The sequence below is a fragment of the Clostridium sp. MB05 genome (assembly GCF_046581255.1).
Lineage (GTDB): Bacteria > Bacillota > Clostridia > Clostridiales > Clostridiaceae > Clostridium.
Genome location: NZ_CP174370.1, coordinates 1,804,151 through 1,820,939, shown reverse-complemented (window position 1 = coordinate 1,820,939; position 16,789 = coordinate 1,804,151). Strand labels below are relative to the sequence as shown.

Here is a 16,789-nt window from a genome sequence, read left to right as displayed (position 1 = left end):
CCTCCAATAAAAAATCACTCACCTATTTATTTACATTGTATGCAAATAAATAAAATGAGTGATTACTTTTTTATATTTTAATCTTTTGTATAAAGAACCATTAAAATTCCACTATCAAATGTTACCTTAATATCTTTACCAACAAATTCATTGGAGGTTGTTAATCCATCTCCTAAAGATAAATCATAATTAAAAAGTTCATATTTAGCTCCACTTATAGTAAGTTTTTTTACAATCTCTGAATATGCATGAAAGGATACTATATCTCCTTTACTTCCCTTTAATAAAATATTTTTATCTGTTAGAAACATTTTATTATTATCATCAACTATTTCAACATAGACTTCTTTTTTTAACCCCTTAAGCATAAGACCAATATTACTTAAAGAGTGATCATATCTTGTTCCTGTTACACCTAAAAGTAATATTTTCTTTGCTCCTTTCTCAATAGCTAATTCAAAAGCAATTTGAGTATCTGTAAAATCTTTTTCTTTCTTAAAGGTTATTTTTTCTACTCCTGAAGCTTCCATAGAGTTTATTACATCTATATTTGCTGAATCAAAATCCCCTAATATGTAATCTGGAGAAATGCTATATTCATGCAAAATTTCACAACCCTTATCAGCACCTATTATAATATCAGCATCCTTAATAGTTTCTAATAGTATGTCTTTAGATGGTGACTTTCCTCCTGATATTATTACAGCTTTCATTTTATTCTCCTCTTAAGACTTTTATATTTTCTTTTAAATTTCCATCACCAAAAATAGCTGAACCTGCAACTAAAACATTTGCTCCTGAATCTATTATAACTTTAGCATTTGTTTTATCTACTCCTCCATCTACTTCTATTAGTAAGCCTTTATTAGACGATAAACTCATTTCTTTAACTTCTTTTATTTTGTCTAAAGCGTAAGGTATAAATTTTTGACCTCCAAAGCCAGGATTAACTGACATTATAAGAACTAAATCTAATTTATTTATAATATCTTTTAAGACAAAAGTTGGTGTTCCTGGGTTTAATGAAACCCCAGCTTTTACACCTTTTGATTTAATGTATTCTATAGCTCTATCTATATGCTTTTCAGCTTCATAATGTATAGTTATTATATCTGCTCCAGCTTCTATAAAATCATCTATATATCTTGATGGATTCTCTATCATCAAGTGAACATCAAATACCTTATTAGTTTTATTTCTTATTGATTTTATAACTGGTAATCCAAGACTAATATTAGGTACAAAGTTTCCATCCATAACATCTATATGAATAAGATCAGCACCTGCCTTATCTAAGTTTATAATTTCTTCACCTAACTTTGAAAAGTCTGCTGATAATATTGATGGTGATATCTTTACCATTTGTATTTTTCCCCCTCTAACAATTCTTCTAGTATTCTTATATAAAAATTATATCTTGTTTCGTTAATTTTACTTTCTTGTAATGCTTTTTTTACTGCACATTCAGGCTCTTTATTATGAAGGCATCCTCTAAACTTACAGTTATGATTATATTCTTCAAATTCTGGAAAACAATATCTAAGTTCTTCTTTTTCCATAAAACCTATTTCTATATTTGAGAATCCTGGGCTATCCACTAAATATCCATCTTCTATTTCTATAAGCTCACTATGTCTTGTAGTATGTTTTCCTCTACCTATTTTTTCTGATACAACTCCAGTCTCCATATGAATTCTATTAATAAGTGTATTTATAAGAGTGGACTTACCAGCACCTGATGGTCCACATAAAACTGTTTCATTATTTTTTAATCTTTCTTTAAGGAGTTCTATACCTTCTCCCTTTTTAGCATTTATAAATAAAACGTCATATCCTATATCATTAATTTTTTTCTTAACTTCTTCTTTTTCCTCTTCTGTTGCTAAATCTACTTTATTTAAGCAAACTATTGCCTTTATATTATTGTATTCACATAAAATTAGAAATCTATTTAAAAGATCAAAATTAATGTCTGGACTTTTTATTGCAAATACAACAAAAGCTTGTGTAACATTTGCTACAGTAGGCCTTATAAGCTCTGATGTTCTATCAAAAATATCTTCAATTACTCCCTTTGAATTAGAAACACTTATATCCACACTATCTCCAACCATAGGCTTCATATCCTTATGTCTAAATTTCCCTCTAGCCTTACATTCTATAATACCTTCTATAGTTTTAACATAGTAAAACCCACCAATTCCCTTTATTATTTTTCCTTCCATGCTTCCTCCAAATAATTTAATCTTTATATTTATAATAAACAGATTTCATCAAAAAATGCAAATAATTTTTGCATAAAATAAAAATCAGCTAAAAGCTGATTTTTATTTCAATTACTGATTTCCATTATTGCCACTATTATTAACGTCTGGCTTTTGGGGCTTATCTGACTTTTTTGCTTTAATTTCTACAGTTTGCCCTTCTTTTATTTGGGTAGTAAAGCTTTCAACAATATCTCCACTTCCAATTATCTTGTAGCTTATATTATTTCGATCAAGTATTGTTTTTGCCTCATTTACTTCCATTCCTACTTCAATTCCTAACGAAGCAATATCTATAGTTTTTTCTTCAAATTTTCCTACTGTCAAAGTTATTGGAGTTCCTTCAGTACGTTTAGAACCTGAATCAGATTGACTTAATATTATACCATCTTTAGATTTATCGTGAGTTACTTCATAATTAACACTTACAGTAAGTTTAAGTTTTTCTAACTTATCCTTACCTTCAGCTTCTTTTTGGCCAACTACCTCAGGTACATCAACAAGCTTAACTTCTGGACCTTTACTCACAATTATTTCTATTGAAGTTTTTTTGCTTATTTTAGTATCATATTCTGGACTTTGCTTAATTAAATATCCTTTTTCTACAGAATCGCTAAATTCTTCTTTAATATTATAATTTTTAAGTCCCTTAACATCTAAAGTTTTCTTTATATCTGTAACTTCATAATTTCTAAAATCAGGCATCTCTACTTGTTCTTCTCCTGCTGAAACAACAACTTTTATAGTTGAATCCTTCTTTACTTTTGTCCCTGATTTAGGGTCAACTTCTAATATAGTATTCTCTGGCTTATCACTATTCTTTTTATCTTTTACTTCTAGTTTTAAGCCTAGTTTAGAAATCTCCAATTTAGCTTCATCTACAGTTTTTCCAACTATATTAGGTACTTCAACTTCCTTACTACTTCCCTTTCCACTAGCTAAGAAAAATCCTACAGAGCCTAGAATAAGCACTGCAATTATAATACCAATTGTAATTAAAGCTTTTTTTATTCCATTTTTATTCTTATTTTTCTTTTTATTTGAAAAATCATCCTCATCTTCAAAATCATCCTCATCATAATCTTCTTCAAAGTCATCATCATAGTAATCATCTTCTAATTTAGAAACATGGGATGTCTTTTGATTTTGAGCATTTATTGGTGTCATAATAATAGTGTGATCACTATTATCTACTACTGAATTACCAATAACTACGTCAGGATTTTCTTGTATTTTTTGCAAGTCCTGAATTATTTCCTTAGAATTTTGATACCTTTTTATAGGCTCTTTTTCCATTGCTTTAAGTATTAATTTATTTAAGCTATCTGGAATAGCTGAATTAATATTTTTAGGTGAAACAGGTTGTTCTTGCAAATGCTTTAGTGCTACTGTAACTGGAGAATCTCCTTCAAAAGGCAATCTTCCTGTTACCATTTCATATAAAACTATGCCAAAAGAATATATATCCGCTCTGAAATCTATATAAGTTCCTTTTGCTTGTTCAGGTGAAAGATAATGTGCTGATCCAATAATACTGGTAGTATTCGTTATAGTTTGAGAATCCGTAGATTTAGCTATTCCAAAGTCGGTAACTTTTACTTCTCCAGATTCAGTAACTAATATATTTTGTGGTTTTATATCTCTATGAATTATGTTATTTTTATGTGCACAATCTAAAGCTTTTGCTATTTGAAGTGCTATTTTTATAGCAGTATTATAACTAAGCTTCCCACTATAATTAATAAGTTCCTTTAATGTTTTTCCACTTATATACTCCATTACTATATAGTCCATTTCATCTTGGGTTCCTACATCTAAAACATTAACTATATTAGTATCTGATAAATTTGCAATGGCAGTTGCTTCTCTTTTAAACTTTTGAGAAATTTCTTCATTGTCTGCAAATTGCTTTTTTAATATTTTTACTGCAACATATCTATTTAGCTTATTACATTTTGCTTTATAGACTTCAGACATCCCACCTTCCCCTACTTTTTCAAGAAGCTCATATCTACCACCTAGTATGATTCCATTCATATTACACCTCTCCTCCAAATAACATTACAGTTATATTGTCTCTTCCACCTTTACTTCTTGCTAGTTCAACAAGTTTATCACAAATATCCTGTAAGTCTTTTTCTTCTATTTCAAATGATAAAACCTCTTCTAAGTTTATTTCATTAGTTAACCCATCAGTGCACATAACAAAAAAATCAAATTTATTTTGTTTTAAGTTAAATATATCTATTTCTACAACTTCCTCTGTCCCTATTGCTCTCGTTATAACATTTTTTTGAGGATGCTTTATAGCTTGTTCCTCAGAAATACTGCCACAATCTAAAAGTTCCTGAACTAACGAATGATCTTTCGTTAGTTTTGTAATACTATTAGATTTTATCCCAAAGCAACAACTATCTCCAACATTAGCTATTTGAATATTATTTTTAGTTATTAAGCATGCAACTATTGTTGTTCCCATGCCATTATAAGTTTCCTTACAATGAGATAAATTATATACCTTCAAATTTGCATGCTTAATAGCATCCTTTAATATATCTTTACTACTTCCATTCTCAAAATTATCTTTTATGTATTTTATTAAGGATTTAGACGCAGTCTTGCTAGCAATTTCACCAGCATTATGCCCTCCCATTCCATCTGCTACTACATAAATTTTAAAGTTATCTTCTTCATAAAATTCTGCATAATCCTCATTTAGGTTTCTTACGTTACCAACGTCACTTTTTATACCAACCATAAACACCCACTCCCCCTATTTTTTAGCCTTTAAGAAATTTCTCCTTAACTGACCACAAGCCGCGTTAATGTCACTACCCATTTCTCTTCTTACTGTAACTTCGATTCCATTCTCACTTACTATCTTTTCAAATTCCTCTATTGTCTTTTTTGACGGTCTTTTTAGTGTGTTTTCTTTTATTTCATTAACAGGTATAAGGTTAACGTGACAAAGTCTACCCTTTAACAATTTTGAAAGAGATTTTGCATCTTCTTTTCCATCATTTATACCTGATACTAATGAATATTCAAAAGTTATACGTCTTCCAGTTTTCTCAATATAATAATCGCAAGCATCTAATATTTCTTTTATAGAATATTTATTTGCAATTGGCATTATTTCTCTTCTCTTTTCATCACTAAAAGCATGTAGTGATATGGCTAATGTTATACTATACCCCTTGTCTGCTAACTCATAAATCTTAGGAACTAATCCACATGTTGAAAGAGTTATATGTCTTTGACCTATATTTAGTCCATATTCAGCATTTACTAAATCTAAAAATTTAGTAACATTTTCGTAATTATCAAGGGGCTCCCCACTCCCCATTAATACTATATTAGAAATTCTCTCTCCAATAATCTTTTGAGCTATTATCACTTCTGATAAAATTTCACCTGCAGTTAAATTTCTAACTCTACCTTCTAAAGTTGAGGCACAAAACTTACATCCCATTCTACATCCAATCTGTGTAGAAATACATATAGAATTCCCATGCTTATATTTCATTATTACACTTTCAATGATGTTTCCATCATTGAAAGCTAATAATAATTTTTGTGTACCATCTAATGTAGATTCAAAACTTTCTATTACTTCTGGAATTCCTATATGAAAATTCTCCTTAAGCTTTTCTACTAACTTCTGTGGTAAATTTTTCATTTCTTCAAAATCCCATACATTTTTGTATATCCAAGAAAAAACTTGCTTTGCTCTAAAAGCACTTTCTCCATTTTCCTTCATCCATAAGGAAAGTTCTTCTAAACTATAATCTAATATATTATTCATTATATCACCTATTTTATCTTCTTTATTTTTCCCATAAAGAAACCATCCATAGAATCACTTGGTAATATAGTTAAACTTCCATCTCCATTATATATAAAGTTATTGTTGTTCCCTATATATATTTTTTCTATAGCTGCATCGTTATGCTTTGATAAAAACCATTGTATATTTTCTTCATTTTCTTCTTTATTTAATGTACATGTAGAATAAACAAGAGTTCCACCTGGTTTCAAGTATTGCCAAGCATTTTCCATTATTTCTCTTTGTATTGGAACTAAATCTTTTAATTGTTGTCTTGTTTTATTCCATTTTATTTCTGGTTTCTTTCTTATTATTCCAAGTCCTGAACAAGGCACATCTATTAAGACTTTATCTCCATAACTTATATAGTTAGAATCAAGCTTAGTAGCATCCATAGTTTTACACACTATATTACCTAACCCTAATCTATTTGCATTTTCTTCTATAAGAGATAATTTATGTTCATGCAAATCAAAGGCTAATACTTCTCCTGTGTTACATAATAACTCAGCAATATGAGTAGTTTTCCCACCTGGTGCTGCACAAAGATCTAAAACTTTATCTCCTTCTTTTAAATCTAGTAATGGTGCAACAATCATCGCACTTTCATCTTGAACTGTTATAAGTCCTTCTTTAAACAATTCATTATCTTCTATTCCTTTTCCACCTTGTATAGCTATAGCTTCTGGACATGCATATCCTTCTTCTATATTATATCCAGTATCTTCAAGTCTTCTATAAACATCATCGTAGTCAGACTTAAATTCATTTACTCTAACAGTAACTTTTGGTGTTTCATTTAAGCCTGCCATTAATCTCATAGTTCTTTCTTCACCATATTGTTTTATGAAAAGTCTTATCATCCATGGTTGAAAAGAAAATTTGTATGCAAGTTCATCTATTCTATTTCCTGGAACTAAAATTTCCTTTTCATCTTTTATATAGTTTCTTAAAATACCATTTACAAGCTTAGATGATTCTAAAGAAACTTCTTTAGCCTCTTCAACTGCTTCATTACAAGCTGCATATTCTGGTATCTTATCTAAAAAGTACATTTGATAAATTGCTACTCTTAATATATTTAATACAGTAGTATCAATTAGGTTTATATCCTTAACAAAATTTCCTATTAATACATCTAAGGTTCTTTTTCTTCTTAAAGTTCCATAAACAATTTCTGTTATAAGTCCTTTATCCTTATCTTCTATTTCTCTGCTACTAAGTTCATTTGAAAGAACTAAATTAGAATATGCTCCTTCTTCTAAAACTCTTTGTATTATTTGTCTTGCAAGTTTTCTACTGTTCATTCTTCACCTCTTAATTATCGTTATATCTATTATTTATAGCTATTAATCTTAATAACTGAGAAATAGCCATAAGCGTTGCTGCTACATATGTCATTGCAGCTGCATCTAGAACTTTTTGTGCTCCTTTTAATTCATCTCCATATAAAAATGTTCTTGTTTTTAATATATTCAATGCTCTTGTAGATGCATTAAACTCCACTGGAAGAGTTATTAATTGATAAATTACTGCTCCTCCAAAAAATATTATTCCAACCTTTGCAAATAAAGGATTGCCTAAGAATATACCTATCATGAATAACCATATTGATAAGCTACTTCCTATATTAACAGCTGGCGCTATTCTAGTTCTTAAAACTAAAGGGGCATAATGAGTTTGATGTTGAATCGCATGCCCACATTCATGAGCTGCTATACCAGCAGCTGCTATAGTTGCTCCATCATATACTTCTGGTGAAAGTCTTATAACTCTTGCTGATGGATCATAATGATCTCCAAGATGTTTTCCATATCTTTCTATTCTTACATCAAAAAGACCTGCACCATCTAATATACTTCTTGCAACTTCACTTCCAGTAACACCACTTAAGGTTCTAACAGTTCTATACTTTTTGTAAGCACTATCTATCTTAAATTGTGCCCAAAAAGCTATTATTATAGCTGGTATTAAAATTATATATGTTGGATCAAATAAAAATCCTGGGTAAAACATAAAACCCTCTCCTTTTATATAAATTTTAAACTATACTTATGTTGATTAAATAACCTTCTTATTTAGTTCTATTTCATTACCATTTATATACTGTTCTATAGTTAAAGGCTTTCCATTTGGAAATTGAATTTTTTTAATTAATAATACTCCTGAGCTAGTTGAAACTTTCATTCCTTCTTTGGATACACTAATTATAGTTCCTGGCTCTTTATTACTAGTTTCTGATAAAATTTTACTTTCATAGATCTTCATAGATTTTCCATCATAAGTAGTATGTGCAATTGGCCATGGATTTAAGCCTCTAATTAAATTATGAATATCCTTAGCAGAATTATTCCAATTTATTTTTCCTAATTCCTTATTTAACATTTTAGCATAAAATGTTTCTTCACTTTGTTTTTCCGGAGTAATTTTACCTTGTACTAATCCCTCTATAGTATTTATTAAAAGATCTGCTCCTCTATTCATTAAGATATCATGTAAATCACCTGTTGTCATATCATCAGTTATTTCTACCTCATCTTTAAGAAGCATATCTCCAGTATCAAGTCCTACATCCATTAGCATAGTAGTATTACCTGATTTCTTTTCACCTTGTATTATAGCCCAATTTAAAGGAGCTGCTCCTCTATACATTGGTAATAATGATGCATGTAAATTTATACATCCATATTTAGGTATATCTAATACTTCTTTAGTTAAAATTTGTCCAAAAGCTACTACTATTATAAAATCTGGCTTTAATTGTTTTAGATAATCTAAAGCCTCTTTGTCTTCTTTTAGCTTAACTGGCTGAAAAACAGTTATATTATTTTCTAAAGCTACCTCCTTAACTGGAGAGTAAGCCATCTTTTTTCCTCTTCCTTTTGGTTTATCAGGTTGAGTAAATACACTTTCGACTCCATACGTCTCTATTATTTTTTTTAAAGATGGTACTGAAAAATCTGGAGTTCCCATAAATACTATTTTCATGTTAATCCTCCTTTGCTATTTTAGATAATCTACAAATAAAGTCCCATTTAAGTGATCATTCTCATGAAGTACAGCTCTTGCTAAAAAGTCTGTTGCTTCTAATATAAATTCTTTACCTTTTTCATTTAAAGCTTTTACCTTTACATAGTTAGGACGTTCAACATCTGCAAATTCTCCTGGTACACTTAAACATCCTTCTTCTCCCATTTGAGTTCCTGAAACCTCTAGTATTTCTGGATTAATAAAAACTCTAAGACCATAATCATCATATATATCTATAACAAATATTCTTTGAAGTATTCCAACTTGAGGTGCTGCAAGACCAACTCCATCAGCTTCATACATAGTATCTGCCATATCATTAATTAACTTTAATGTTCTCGGTGTTATTTCAGTAACAACCTTACACTTTTTCCTTAATGCTTCATCGCCATTTTTTCTTATATTTCTAATTGCCATTTTATTACCTCCTAAGTCAAGTTATTTGGATTAATATCAATAGTTACTTTTACTTCATTATATACATTCTTGTTTAATTGATAAAGTTTATCTTTTATTTTTTTGCAAAAATCTAAAGATAAATCACCTTTAAATAATATTTGCCATCTGTAATTATCTTTTATTTTAGATATAATACATGGAACTGGTCCTAACATTTCTACATTTAGATAATCTTCTTTAATTTTTTCTAAATCATTTTTTAATATATTCATAAACTCTTTTAATGATTTTTCATTTTTTGAAGACCCATTTAATAATAGTATTCTACCAAAAGGAGGGTAATACATCAAACCCCTAGCCGTAAATTCTTCATTATAAAACCCTTCATAATCATAATTTTTTGCATAGATTAAACTATAATGTTGTGGATTATATGTTTGAACTATAACTTTACCTTCTTTGCTTCCCCTTCCAGCTCTTCCTGCAACTTGTGTTATTATTTGAAAAGTTTTTTCTGCTGATCTATAGTCTGGTATGTTTATTGACATATCAGCAGCTAAAACACCTACTAAAGTAACATTTTTAAAGTCTAATCCCTTTGATATCATTTGTGTTCCTATAAGTATATCTCCTTCTCCACTTTTAAAAGAGTTATAAATATCTTCATGAGAATTTTTATTTCTTGTTGTATCTACATCCATTCTTAAAACTCTTGCATCTTTGAAGTACTTTTTAACTTCTTGTTCAACTCTTTCTGTTCCTGCACCAAAATGCTTTACATATTTACTATTGCATTTTGGACAAACTTTTTGCTGTTTTTGCGCAAAGCCACAATAATGACATACTAGGTATCCATTTCTATGATACGTCATAGATATGTCACATTTATGACATTTAAATACATATCCACAACTTCTACATGATACAAAAGTTGAAAAGCCTCTTCTATTTAAAAATAGAATAACTTGTTCTTTTCTATTTAAAGTTTCTTTAATTTCTAAGAAAAGTTTTTTACTAAACATAGATATATTCCCACTATTTAATTCTTCTCTCATATCAACTACATCCATTATAGGCATAGGCTTATTATCTATTCTATTATTTAACTCTATTAGTTCTATTTCTCCTATAATAGCTCTATAGTAAGTTTCTATAGAAGGGGTTGCAGATCCTAATATCACTTTACATCCCCTTATCTTACTGATAAATTCTGCAACTTCTCTGGCTTGATACTTCGGATTTTGTTCTGACTTATAAGTATTTTCATGCTCTTCATCTATTATGATTAAACCTAAATTTGAAACAGGTAAAAATAAAGCACTTCTTGCTCCTATAACAAGCTTAGCCTTTCCAGCTTTAACTCTATACCATTCATCATATCTTTCACCATCTGATAATCTACTATGGAATACTGCTACTTCCCGTCCAAATCTTCCTTTAAACCTTTCAATCATTTGAGGCGTTAAAGAAATTTCAGGAACTAATACTATTGAAGATTGCCCTTTAGAAATGGCTTCATTTACAAGGCTCATATAAACCTCAGTTTTTCCAGAACCAGTTACACCTTTTAATAAAAATACATTATTAGAAGATTTTTTTATTATGTCTATAGCATTATATTGATCATCATTAAGCCTTGGCTCTTTATAATATTTATATTCTTTGCAGTTATACCTATATACTATTTCTTCTTCTACCTTTAAATAACCATCTTTTATTAATTTATTAATTTTATATAGAGAAAGTGAATAAATGTTTGTAAGCTCACTTTTATTATATTTTCCATTGTTACACCTTACAAAATTTAATATATCTCCATACTTTTTCTCAATTTCTTCACTATAATTAGTATTCTCAACTGCTATAACCATTTTAGATTTATTTTTAGCACCTTTTAATATTCCTTGAGGAATAAGCAATCTAATAGCATCTATATATTTACACAAATAATTTTCTCTTATAAAGTTTATAAGCTTTAAATCATCTATACTTAAAAGCGGTTCTATAGATTCTATATTTTTTATCTTTTTTATTTTTATACCTTCTATTTTTTCTTCTATTATAGACACTACAAATCCATCTGCAATAGAATTTTTAATTCCAAAAGGCACCTTTACCCACTGACCAATTTTTATATCATTCTTGATTTCCTCTGTTACTTCATAAGTAAATGGTTTATCTATATCTAAAGCATCACTATTTATCACAACTTCTGCATATATTTTCAAATTTATCACCCTTTTATTAGGTAGTATTTTTCCCTTATAATAAGAAGAAAGCGCATTTTAGCGCTTTCCTAATATAGTTTCAAAGATCTTTAATGCAACTTCTTTTTTACTCATCTTATCTAAATATATTTCTTCTCCACCTTTTGAAATGATAATAACTTTATTATCATCACTTCCAAATCCAGTGTCAGCACTTGTAATATCATTTGCTACTATATAATCTAAATTCTTTTTTTCTAATTTTTTTTTCGCATTTTCTACTATATTATTACTTTCTGCTGCAAAACCTACAAGAATTTGATTATTTTTCTTTTCACCAAGAATTTTTAATATATCATTATCTCTTACAAAGGTTAAGGTTAAATCTCCTTCTCCTTTTTTTATTTTCTCATTACTATAGTTTTTTATTTTATAGTCTGCAACTGCTGCAGATTTAATAACAATATGACTTTCTTCAAAATTGTCTAAAATTGCATTTTTCATTTCTTCATTTGTTGTTATATTTATTACTTTTACTCCATCAGGTGGATTTATATTAGTAGGACCCGATACTAATGTAACATTAGCACCTCTACGCTTAGCTTCTTCTGCTATATAATACCCCATCTTTCCTGTTGATCTATTTGTAATAAATCTAACTGGATCTATTTTAGAATAAGTAGGCCCTGCACTAATTAAAACATTTTTACCTATTAAATCTTTAGACTGTTCTTTTTCATTTAGAGCCTCTAATACTCTTTCTACAATTGTATTTACATCTGCCAGTTTTCCTTTTCCTAAGTCCCCACAAGCAAGCCTTCCCGAAGCTGGTTCTATAAATTCATATCCATATTTTTTTAACTTTTCTATATTATCTTGAACTATTGGATTTTCATACATATTAGTATTCATAGCAGGTGCAAAAATAACCTTTGCTCTTGTTGCCATAATAGTTGTAGATAACATATCATCAGATATTCCATTTGCAACTTTACCAATTATATTTGCAGTAGCTGGTGCTACTAAAAAAACATCTGCCCTTTTTGCTAGTGATATATGCTGTATTTCAAAAGCCTTTGGTTCAGCAAACATATCTGTTACCACCATATTTTGACTTAATGATTGAAATGACAATGGAGTTACAAACTTAGTTGCAGAATCAGTCATAATCACTCTTACATCAATATCCTTTTTCCTTAAAGCACTTATAATATCTAAAGCCTTATAAACTGCAATTCCTCCACTTATACCTATACATACACACTTTTTATTATTCATTTTTATTTTAAACCTTCTTTTGTAGATGTAGCTTCATATCCAACTTCACCTTCATTAACTTCATTTATAGCAATAGTTAGAGGCTTCTTTGATTTTGTTGCAACTAATGGCTCACTTCCATTTATTATTTGTCTTGCCCTTTTTGAAGTAACTATTACTAATGAATATCTATCATCTACCTTTTTAAGTAAATCCATTATTGATGGATTAATCATAGAGTTGTTCATGAATTAAACCCTCCTTAGAATCTAAAATTGTATTTTCTTTTATTCTATCAACTCTGCATTTTTCTGCAGCTATAATTGACTCAACTTTTGATACCGCTATATCTAAAGTATCATTTACTACAGCATAATTATATTTTGAAACATAGTTTATTTCTTTATATGCATTTTTAAATCTTGTCATTAAAGATTCCTCTGTTTCACTACCTCTTTTTATTATTCTTTGTTTTAATTCTTCCATTGAAGGTGGAAGTATAAATATAAATACACCTTCTTTAAAATTCTCTTTTACTTGTAATGCTCCTTGTATATCTATTTCTAATATAACATCTTTTCCTTCTTCAAGCATTTTTTCAACATTAACTTTCGGAGTACCATAAAAATTTCCATGGACATTAGCATATTCTAAAAATCCATTTTCTTTTACTTTTGATTCAAAAACTTCTTTTGTAAAAAAGTAATAGTTTACTCCCTCTACTTCTCCTACTCTTGGAGCTCTTGTGGTAGCTGAAACTGAAAGATAAATATTTTCATCTTTCTCTAATAAGGCTTTACAAATAGTACCTTTTCCTGCTCCCGAAGGACCTGAAATAACTATTAAAACCCCTCTATTGCTCTGCATTATTCATCAACCTCATCTACTGCCTCATCTTTAACTACAAGTCTATGTGCTACAGTTTCTGGCTGAACTGCTGATAGTATAACGTGATCACTATCTGTTATTATAACAGCTCTTGTTCTTCTACCATAAGTGGCATCTATTAACATTCCTCTATCTCTAGCCTCTTGTATTATTCTTTTAATAGGTGCTGACTCTGGACTTACAATCGCAACAAGTCGATTAGCTGAAACTATATTACCAAATCCAATATTAATTAATTTTATACCCATTACTTTCCTCCTAATTATTCTATATTTTGTGATTGTTCTCTAATTTTTTCTATTAGATTTTTTATGTTAATGACATAGTTTGTCATATTCATATCGCTTGATTTTGAAGCTATTGTATTAGCTTCTCTATTCATTTCTTGGATTATAAAGTCTAATTTTCTTCCTATTTGGCCCTCTTCATTAAATGTTTCTCTCATCTGATTCAGGTGACTCTTAAGTCTAGTTATTTCTTCATCTACAGCTGATTTATCTGCTATTATAGCTATTTCTTGTGCTATTCTAGCTTCATCTATTTCTATTCCATCAAGTAAATCTTTAAGCTTATTTTCAAGCTTCTTTTTATATGTATTTGGTACTGTATCTGCTATTTCTTCTATTTTATAAACTAATGATTCTATTTCATTTAGTTTACTTAAAATATCTTCTTTAAGCTTTTCACCTTCATTAAGTCTCATATTATCCATCATAATAAGAGATGAATCTATAAGGGGTTTTATTACTTGCCAAATCTCTTCTATAGAACTTTCTTCTTCTACAATTGTTATAACATCTGAAAACCTAGCAATTTGAGTTGCTGTTATATCATTTTTTACACCTAAATTTTCCTCTATTTCTTTTAAACAATTATAATAACTCTCTGCAAGCTTTAAGTTTAGCTTTGCTACCCCTTCACCAGTTGAATAACTCTTTTGATTAATAAATATATCTACTTTTCCCCTAAAAAGCTTCGTATTAATCAATTTTCTAATTTCCTCTTCTAAAGAAATTATACTTTTAGGTAATCTGATATTTATATCTAAGTACCTACTATTTACACTCTTCATTTCTACTGAAAATAAATATTTATTTCCTTCTTCACTGCTAGCTCTGCCAAAGCTAGTCATACTTTTAACCATATATGCCTCCAAAGTTTATCTTTTATTCTTTATATATATTGTTCCCATAAATTCTTATTAACTTATATAAATTAGAACTATAAAATCCTTATATTAATTAACAAACTTCTTTAGAACATATATATATTAGTTCATATATAATTTAACTGTCAATATAATGTTCACAAATTGTTAACACTTTATTTTTCAATAACTAAAAAGAAGTAGAAAAGTTAATATTCCACTTCTTTTTAGGCTTATTAATATAAAATACTTTTTTAATTTATAAAATTGAACATTTTAAATATATTTTATATTTAATTACGTCTTATAAAACAGTTAGCTTAAATATAAAAATTATAGCAAGAATTATCATAACTACTGAAACCTTTGTTTTGCTTTCTTTATTTTTACAGAATACATTATGAACTAAATTTATAATTACATATGATAATATTCCTATAGTTAAACCATCACCAATACTATAAGTTAAAGCCATAGCTGTTATTGTTAAAAAGGCTGGAACACCTTCTGTTATATTTGTAAAATCTATTTCCTTTACAGCTCCAAGCATTAAATATCCAACATAAATTAATGCAGGTGCAGTTGCACAAGATGGTATTGCTATAAAAATTGGTGAAAAGAACATTGATAATAAGAATAATATTCCTGTAGTTATAGCTGTATATCCCGTTCTACCCCCTGCTGCTACTCCTGTTGAGCTCTCAACATATGTTGTAACAGTTGAAACCCCCATAACTGCTCCAAATGTTGTTGCTATAGCATCAACTAATAAAGCACGTCCAGCATTAGGAAGATTACCATCTTCATCAAGCATATTTGCCCTTGATGCTACTCCAACTAAAGTACCTACAGTATCAAAAAAATCTACAAACAAGAAAGTACAAACGATAACAATAAATTTACCTATGTTTTCTAGATTCGCTATATGAGAGAAATCTAATTGTCCTGCTATTGGTGCAATACTCTCAAACTTAAATATACCCTTAGGTAAATATATTCCAATACTAGATGCTGCTTCTGGATTTATTAAAGCGTATCCCCAAGCTAGTAAAGTACTTGTAACTATACCAAATAAGATAGCTCCTTTAACATTTTTCTTGTCTAAAACAGCTATTATTATAACTCCTACTAATGCTATTACAACTGTTGGAGTAAACTCCCCCATGCTAACTAATGTTGCATCATTTTTTACAACCAAACCTGATCCTACCATTCCTATAAAGGCTATAAAAACACCTATCCCTGCCGTTACAGCATGCTTCATAGTCATTGGAATCGCATTTACAACAGCTTCTCTTACTTTAAATAGAGATAACAATATAAATATAATACCTTCGATAAAAACTGCTGTTAAAGCTGTTTGCCAAGAAATTCCCATTCCTATTACAACTGAAAAAGCAAAGAAAGCGTTTAGTCCCATTCCTGATGCTAAAGCAAAAGGTAAATTAGCAAATAACCCCATTAAAATACAAGCCATAGCTGCTGTTAAACATGTAGCTGTAACTAATGCCCCAGCAGGCATTCCAGTTTGAGATAGTATATTAGGATTTACAGCTATTATATAAGCCATAGTTAAAAAAGTTGTAACACCTGCTACAATTTCCCTTTTAAAATTTACATTTTCATTTGATAGTATAGGCAATAAGCCTTGCTTTTTTGATGAGTTTTCCATTACAATCCCCCTAATATTATATATATATATATATAAAGTCGCTATAAATTATCTAAATAGATAACTCATAGCGACTTTTCACCAAATATAAATTATATA

General features: G+C 29.0%; 17 protein-coding genes. All 17 read right to left on the bottom strand.

Translation table 11 applies throughout. The annotated features are described in order from the left end of the window. Positions 1–77 precede the first annotated feature (77 nt). Positions 78–713 carry a thiamine diphosphokinase gene (locus ACH36K_RS08485; RefSeq protein WP_411170499.1) on the bottom strand — a complete coding sequence of 212 codons (636 nt, stop codon included), beginning with the start codon at positions 711–713 and terminating at the stop codon, positions 78–80. A gap of 1 nt (position 714) precedes the next feature. Then, positions 715–1,362: a ribulose-phosphate 3-epimerase gene (gene rpe, locus ACH36K_RS08480; protein WP_411170498.1), complete on the bottom strand. Its 648-nt coding sequence runs from the start codon at positions 1,360–1,362 to the stop codon at positions 715–717. Beyond that, a complete protein-coding gene (gene rsgA, locus ACH36K_RS08475) occupies positions 1,356–2,225 on the bottom strand; it encodes a ribosome small subunit-dependent GTPase A (protein ID WP_411170497.1) in 870 nt (289 codons plus the stop codon). The genes rpe and rsgA overlap by 7 nt, the downstream gene beginning before the upstream one ends. A 111-nt stretch (positions 2,226–2,336) precedes the next feature. After that, the gene (pknB, locus tag ACH36K_RS08470; protein ID WP_411170496.1) at positions 2,337–4,301 is read right to left on the bottom strand and encodes a Stk1 family PASTA domain-containing Ser/Thr kinase; all 1,965 of its coding nucleotides are present in this window, start codon (positions 4,299–4,301) and stop codon (positions 2,337–2,339) included. Between the two features lies 1 nt (position 4,302). After that, the gene (locus ACH36K_RS08465; protein WP_411170495.1) at positions 4,303–5,022 is read right to left on the bottom strand and encodes a Stp1/IreP family PP2C-type Ser/Thr phosphatase; all 720 of its coding nucleotides are present in this window, start codon (positions 5,020–5,022) and stop codon (positions 4,303–4,305) included. Between the two features lie 15 nt (positions 5,023–5,037). After that, the gene (gene rlmN, locus ACH36K_RS08460) at positions 5,038–6,069 is read right to left on the bottom strand and encodes a 23S rRNA (adenine(2503)-C(2))-methyltransferase RlmN (RefSeq protein ID WP_411170494.1); all 1,032 of its coding nucleotides are present in this window, start codon (positions 6,067–6,069) and stop codon (positions 5,038–5,040) included. An 8-nt stretch (positions 6,070–6,077) separates the two neighbouring features. After that, positions 6,078–7,397 (bottom strand): 16S rRNA (cytosine(967)-C(5))-methyltransferase RsmB, encoded by a 1,320-nt coding sequence (gene rsmB, locus ACH36K_RS08455; protein WP_411170493.1) that lies wholly within the window; start codon positions 7,395–7,397, stop codon positions 6,078–6,080. A 10-nt stretch (positions 7,398–7,407) separates the two neighbouring features. Continuing rightward, positions 7,408–8,106: a zinc metallopeptidase gene (locus ACH36K_RS08450; RefSeq protein WP_411170492.1), complete on the bottom strand. Its 699-nt coding sequence runs from the start codon at positions 8,104–8,106 to the stop codon at positions 7,408–7,410. Between the two features lie 45 nt (positions 8,107–8,151). After that, positions 8,152–9,078 (bottom strand): methionyl-tRNA formyltransferase, encoded by a 927-nt coding sequence (gene fmt, locus ACH36K_RS08445; protein ID WP_411170491.1) that lies wholly within the window; start codon positions 9,076–9,078, stop codon positions 8,152–8,154. 15 nt (positions 9,079–9,093) lie between these two features. Next, positions 9,094–9,537: a peptide deformylase gene (gene def / locus ACH36K_RS08440; RefSeq protein WP_411170490.1), complete on the bottom strand. Its 444-nt coding sequence runs from the start codon at positions 9,535–9,537 to the stop codon at positions 9,094–9,096. 11 nt (positions 9,538–9,548) lie between these two features. After that, positions 9,549–11,747 (bottom strand): primosomal protein N', encoded by a 2,199-nt coding sequence (gene priA / locus ACH36K_RS08435; protein WP_411170489.1) that lies wholly within the window; start codon positions 11,745–11,747, stop codon positions 9,549–9,551. Between the two features lie 57 nt (positions 11,748–11,804). Then, complete coding sequence (gene coaBC, locus ACH36K_RS08430; RefSeq protein WP_411170488.1) at positions 11,805–13,004, bottom strand: bifunctional phosphopantothenoylcysteine decarboxylase/phosphopantothenate--cysteine ligase CoaBC; 1,200 nt, start codon at positions 13,002–13,004, stop codon at positions 11,805–11,807. Positions 13,005–13,006: 2 nt separating this feature from the next. Then, the gene (gene rpoZ, locus ACH36K_RS08425; RefSeq protein ID WP_322546209.1) at positions 13,007–13,231 is read right to left on the bottom strand and encodes a DNA-directed RNA polymerase subunit omega; all 225 of its coding nucleotides are present in this window, start codon (positions 13,229–13,231) and stop codon (positions 13,007–13,009) included. Next, complete coding sequence (gene gmk / locus ACH36K_RS08420) at positions 13,212–13,850, bottom strand: guanylate kinase (protein ID WP_411170487.1); 639 nt, start codon at positions 13,848–13,850, stop codon at positions 13,212–13,214. The genes rpoZ and gmk overlap by 20 nt, the downstream gene beginning before the upstream one ends. Further along, a complete protein-coding gene (gene remA / locus ACH36K_RS08415; protein WP_042396960.1) occupies positions 13,850–14,119 on the bottom strand; it encodes an extracellular matrix/biofilm regulator RemA in 270 nt (89 codons plus the stop codon). The genes gmk and remA overlap by 1 nt, the downstream gene beginning before the upstream one ends. Positions 14,120–14,133: 14 nt before the next feature. Beyond that, positions 14,134–15,015: a YicC/YloC family endoribonuclease gene (locus ACH36K_RS08410; RefSeq protein WP_411170486.1), complete on the bottom strand. Its 882-nt coding sequence runs from the start codon at positions 15,013–15,015 to the stop codon at positions 14,134–14,136. Positions 15,016–15,322: 307 nt separating this feature from the next. Further along, positions 15,323–16,690, bottom strand: coding sequence for an NCS2 family permease (locus ACH36K_RS08405; protein WP_411170485.1), 1,368 nt, complete (start codon positions 16,688–16,690; stop codon positions 15,323–15,325). Positions 16,691–16,789: the final 99 nt, after the last annotated feature.

Coding starts and splice junctions, on each gene's coding strand:
- rpoZ (WP_322546209.1), bottom strand. CDS start 13,231: ATGAACAACTCTATGATTAATCCATCAATAATGGATTTACTTAAAAAG.
- rlmN (WP_411170494.1), bottom strand. CDS start 6,069: ATGAATAATATATTAGATTATAGTTTAGAAGAACTTTCCTTATGGATG.
- fmt (WP_411170491.1), bottom strand. CDS start 9,078: ATGAAAATAGTATTTATGGGAACTCCAGATTTTTCAGTACCATCTTTA.
- ACH36K_RS08405 (WP_411170485.1), bottom strand. CDS start 16,690: ATGGAAAACTCATCAAAAAAGCAAGGCTTATTGCCTATACTATCAAAT.
- rsgA (WP_411170497.1), bottom strand. CDS start 2,225: ATGGAAGGAAAAATAATAAAGGGAATTGGTGGGTTTTACTATGTTAAA.
- gmk (WP_411170487.1), bottom strand. CDS start 13,850: ATGCAGAGCAATAGAGGGGTTTTAATAGTTATTTCAGGTCCTTCGGGA.
- def (WP_411170490.1), bottom strand. CDS start 9,537: ATGGCAATTAGAAATATAAGAAAAAATGGCGATGAAGCATTAAGGAAA.
- ACH36K_RS08410 (WP_411170486.1), bottom strand. CDS start 15,015: ATGGTTAAAAGTATGACTAGCTTTGGCAGAGCTAGCAGTGAAGAAGGA.
- coaBC (WP_411170488.1), bottom strand. CDS start 13,004: ATGAATAATAAAAAGTGTGTATGTATAGGTATAAGTGGAGGAATTGCA.
- pknB (WP_411170496.1), bottom strand. CDS start 4,301: ATGAATGGAATCATACTAGGTGGTAGATATGAGCTTCTTGAAAAAGTA.
- rpe (WP_411170498.1), bottom strand. CDS start 1,362: ATGGTAAAGATATCACCATCAATATTATCAGCAGACTTTTCAAAGTTA.
- remA (WP_042396960.1), bottom strand. CDS start 14,119: ATGGGTATAAAATTAATTAATATTGGATTTGGTAATATAGTTTCAGCT.
- ACH36K_RS08465 (WP_411170495.1), bottom strand. CDS start 5,022: ATGGTTGGTATAAAAAGTGACGTTGGTAACGTAAGAAACCTAAATGAG.
- rsmB (WP_411170493.1), bottom strand. CDS start 7,397: ATGAACAGTAGAAAACTTGCAAGACAAATAATACAAAGAGTTTTAGAA.
- ACH36K_RS08485 (WP_411170499.1), bottom strand. CDS start 713: ATGAAAGCTGTAATAATATCAGGAGGAAAGTCACCATCTAAAGACATA.
- ACH36K_RS08450 (WP_411170492.1), bottom strand. CDS start 8,106: ATGTTTTACCCAGGATTTTTATTTGATCCAACATATATAATTTTAATA.